Annotated in this window: 3 protein-coding genes and 1 pseudogene; 1 reads left to right on the top strand and 3 read right to left on the bottom strand. The window is 57.7% G+C overall.

What is annotated here, in order from left to right; translation table 11 throughout:
* The first annotated feature begins 22 nt into the window (after nt 1–22).
* The gene (locus K5905_RS28620) at nt 23–1,288 is read left to right on the top strand and encodes a murein L,D-transpeptidase family protein (protein WP_297590785.1); all 1,266 of its coding nucleotides are present in this window, start codon (nt 23–25) and stop codon (nt 1,286–1,288) included.
* Here the strand turns inward: K5905_RS28620 and K5905_RS28615 are convergent, their stop codons facing one another.
* The 3 genes and pseudogenes from K5905_RS28615 to K5905_RS28605 form a co-directional block, all read right to left on the bottom strand.
* Nucleotides 1,289–1,894 carry an HD domain-containing protein gene (locus K5905_RS28615; RefSeq protein ID WP_297590782.1) on the bottom strand — a complete coding sequence of 202 codons (606 nt, stop codon included), beginning with the start codon at nt 1,892–1,894 and terminating at the stop codon, nt 1,289–1,291. It abuts the gene before it with no gap.
* Nucleotides 1,895–2,006: 112 nt separating this feature from the next.
* Nucleotides 2,007–3,059 carry a MaoC family dehydratase gene (locus tag K5905_RS28610; RefSeq protein ID WP_297590779.1) on the bottom strand — a complete coding sequence of 351 codons (1,053 nt, stop codon included), beginning with the start codon at nt 3,057–3,059 and terminating at the stop codon, nt 2,007–2,009.
* 138 nt (nt 3,060–3,197) lie between these two features.
* Nucleotides 3,198–4,280 (bottom strand): annotated as a pseudogene (locus K5905_RS28605) (translational GTPase TypA); the annotation flags it as partial.

The raw sequence follows: 4,280 nt of genomic DNA, 5'->3' as shown, positions 1-4,280 counted from the left end.
CCGATGATTTTGGGATAGTAAAATGGTTTTTCGGCGCCAATTGCAAACGCCAGCCGGTCTTCACTTGGGCTCCGGCAACCGGAACCGTCGCAAGACCGTCAAAATCGGTGCAGCGCTCATTGCAGCAGCTGTTCTTGCTGGCTGTCAGGGCGACGAATTCATTGCAGGCCCAAACAAGGCGAAACTTCCCGTGAGCGCTTCGTTGAAGCGCAAAATGTCCGATCAGAACATGAGTTCGACATCGCCGATCATGATCCGGATCTTCAAGGAAGAATCGGAACTTGAGGTCTGGAAGCAGTCCAGGACGGGCAAGTACAAGCTTCTGGAAGAATTTGAGATCTGCAAGTGGTCGGGCAAGCTGGGCCCGAAATTCAAGGAAGGTGACCGCCAGGCGCCCGAGGGATTCTACGAGATCACCCCAGCCCTGATGAACCCAAATTCCAGCTATCACCTTGCGTTTAATCTTGGTTATCCGAACAAGTATGATCGGTCGCATGGACGGACAGGATCCCACCTGATGGTGCATGGTGCCTGCTCATCGCGCGGGTGCTACGCGATGACCGACGAACAGGTGCAAGACATTTATGCGCTCGCCCGCGACAGTTTCAAAGGCGGTCAGCGCTCGTTCCAGGTCCAGGCATTTCCGTTCCGGATGACACCGGAAAACATGGCGCGTCACAGAACCAGCGAGCATCTGGACTACTGGAAGATGCTAAAAACCGGTTACGATCACTTCGAGATTTCAAAAACGCCGCCGAAAGTGTCGGTCTGCGAAAAGAAATATGTCTTTGACGCAACCGCACTTGTGGAGGGCGTGCCGTTCCGGGCCAGTGCGAAGTGTCCGGACTACCAGGTCAGCCCGCGAATCGCGACAGCGGTCGCTTCCAAGCAACGCAAGGATGACGAAAAGTTTCAGCAACTGGCCGCCCGCTTCGATGCGCGCGAGGAACGCCAGAAACGCTGGGACGAACGGTCAAACCGCCTTGCCAAGACGTTAGGTGGCGGCAACGATCCGGAAAAGACGCAGACTGCAGTAAGCGAAGAAAATGTACCGGCTGCAGTCGGGCAGGCTGAGGTTGCTGCGACTGAAGTCGTTGAAAACACACCCGCCGTTTCGCAGAAACCCGGTTCGACGGTTGAAACCGCGTTCGCCCCGCAGGAGCAGTCCCGCGGGGGGGCGGTCAGTGGGTTCTTCAAGCGCTGGGTACCATTCGGATCGAAGGCGACTGACGATGCATCAAGTGTCGGCCCGATTGCCACGGAAGTGGTGCCGGCGGTTAAACCCTGATCAGCTTTCGAGCTTCGGAACGCCTGTCGATACTCCTTCCCGGATAACCTCGGGATCGTAGGCCTTGCGGGCAAAGACTTCCCGGACCAGCGGTTCGAAGCTTTCCAGGGGATCTGTCGGATACTCCGGGTCGAAGGAACTCTGGTCCCATCTTTCACAGAAATCCGAGCAGGCCTGGAAGTGCATGTGATCCTTGAACTGATCACGGGCGTTTTCGTCCCAGCCGTAGTGTTGCGCGTAATACACCATCTGAAAGATGCCGTGATGCTCGACAACCCAGGCGACTTCCTCGCGCACGAACGGGCGGATGACCTCAGCTGAAAAGCGGTCATGGTTCTGAGGGGCTAGACCGTCACCGATATCGTGCAGCAGCGCGCCGACAATCCAGTCGATATCCGCGCCTTCGCGTCGGGCGCGGGTTGCGGCCTGAAGCCCATGCGCCATGCGGGTAATCTTGTAACCAGACAGCGTGTCTTCACCCTGACGGCGCAATTCGGCGAGGATCCGATCCGCAGTCATTGCGTGGTAAGGTTTTTCGGCTTGTTCAAGAAGTTCGTAGTCTTCCTTTGTGCCGTCCTTCATCTGGGTGAAAGAAACGGTTTTCATGGCTCACACTCCTCCCGGTTTTGAGAAGAGTGTGAGCAATAGCATTCTGTCTTGTCCAGAGGTGAAAGCGACGCTGCCGGTCTTGAGACCGACGGAAGGTCTATCGTGACCCCTATTTCGGCATCAGGGCCCAGTAGTCGAAGTCGAGGATGACGTTGTCGAAATACTTGCCGTCCGGGTCTTTCAGCGGGAAGTCGCCGCAGATTCGGTTCTTGGTGGCGACCAGGCGCAGGCGCAGTGCGCCCACATCCATGCGACCTTCGATCTCCGCCTTGTCCAGCACTTCCGACCAGGCATAAACAGTGTCGCCTGAAAAGAGTGGGGCCACGTGGCGGCCACCATTAATCCCGGAAATATGGAACGCATTGCCCAATCCGTTGAAGGACAGGGCGCGTGCGAGTGAAATGACATGGCCGCCGTAGATCAGGCGTTTACCGAACCGGCCCTGCCCTTCCGAGTGCTGATTGAAATGGACTTTTGCCGTGTTCTGATAGAGCCGGGTGGCGAGCTGATGCTCGGCTTCTTCGACGGTCATACCGTCGACATGGTCGACCTTTTCGCCAATCTCATAATCGTCAAATCGGAATTTTGATCCTGCCAGATCATTGTCCCAGTTTGCCGCATCGAGCAGAGGAACCGCTGTGCCGAGCGCTTGTGAATCAATGGCTGAGGGGAGGTCCGGAACAACAGGTTCTGGCGCAGGGCTTGCCTCATCCCGCTTTTTCACCATAACCCAGCGGACATAGTCCAGGACTTCCGTCCCGTTGGCGGTGTAGCCGGTGGAGCGGACATAGACGACACCGGTCTTGCCGTTGGAATTTTCCTTTTTGCCGATGACTTCCGACACGGTCGAGATCGTGTCACCCGGATAGACCGGTGCCAGAAAGCGCCCGCCGGCATATCCGAGATTTGCTACCGCGTTCAAGGAAATATCCGGCACGGTCTTGCCGAAGACGACGTGGAATGTCAGCAGATCTTCAATCGGGGCATGGGCGTAGCCAAGTGATTTCGCAAAGGCGTCGGAGGACTGAACCGCAAAGCGAGAGCCATAAAGGGCTGTGTAAAGCGCCTGGTCGCCGCCCGTGATCGTGCGCGGTGTCGCGTGCCGGATCACCTGTCCGACTTCAAAATCCTCAAAAAAATTACCGCGATTGGTTTTGCTCAACGGTCCCTCCCAACTCTGGTCTGTTTGGGAGATTAGAGCCTATTGCAGTGCACACAAGCAAGTAGGCCTTTGTGTGGAGGCAAAAGAAAAGACCCGGGACGAAGCCCGGGCCTTTTTTCATCGCAAACTGGCAGTGGCTTATGCAGATGCCTTGTTTGCCGCGCGTTCTGCGCGTTTGCGCTCATGCGGGTCAAGCTCCGCCTTGCGCAGGCGAATAGTGGCCGGTGTCACTTCCACCAGCTCGTCGTCTGCGATGTAGGACAGCGCCGCTTCCAGGGTCAGCTTGATCGGCGTGGTCAGCTTGACTGCGTCGTCCTTGCCAGCCGAGCGAATGTTGGTCAGCTGTTTGCCTTTCAGCACGTTGACTTCCAAATCGTTGCCGCGCGTGTGCTCGCCAACGATCATGCCCGGATACACTTTGGTGCCCGGATCGATCATCATCGGGCCGCGGTCTTCCAGGTTGAAGAGCGCGTAGGCAACGGCCTCACCGGTGCCGTTCGACAGCAGGACGCCGGTGTGACGGCCCTGGATAGGCCCTTTGTAAGGCTCGTAGCCGTGGAACAGGCGGTTGAAAATCGCTGTGCCGCGTGTATCGGACATCAGTTCTGCCTGATAGCCGATGAGACCACGGGTCGGGGCGTTGAACACCAGGCGCGTGCGGCCACCACCGGACGGTTTCATCTCCAGGAGGTCCGCCTTGCGTTCCTGCAGCTTCTGGACAACCACACCGGAATGTTCTTCGTCGACGTCGATGATGACTTCCTCGATCGGCTCCAGGCGATTGCCGGCATCGTCATACTGATAGACGACGCGTGGACGGCCGACGCCGAGCTCAAAGCCTTCGCGGCGCATGTTCTCAATCAGGATCGCAAGCAGCAATTCGCCGCGGCCCGAGACAATGAAGGCATCCGGCTCGTCGGTGTCTTCAATTTTCAGAGCAACGTTGCCTTCAGCCTCTTTCATCAGACGCTCGCGGATAACGCGCGACTGAACCTTTGAGCCTTCGGTGCCCGCAAGCGGGCTGTCATTGACACGGAAGGTCATGGAGAGGGTCGGTGGATCGATCGGCTGGGCCTGCAGCGGCTCGTCGACGCCAGGGGCACTGAGTGTGTCGGCGACCGTTGCCTTAGTCATGCCGGCAATCGCGACGATGTCTCCTGCTTCGCCCTGTTCGATCGGCTGACGCTCCAGGCCGCGGAACGCAAGGATCTTCGAGACGCG

It is taken from the genome of Roseibium sp. (assembly GCF_025698965.1).
In the GTDB taxonomy this organism is placed as follows: domain Bacteria; phylum Pseudomonadota; class Alphaproteobacteria; order Rhizobiales; family Stappiaceae; genus Roseibium.
Note: the sequence above shows the minus strand (reverse complement) of the source record. Positions and strands in the feature narration are given on the sequence as shown.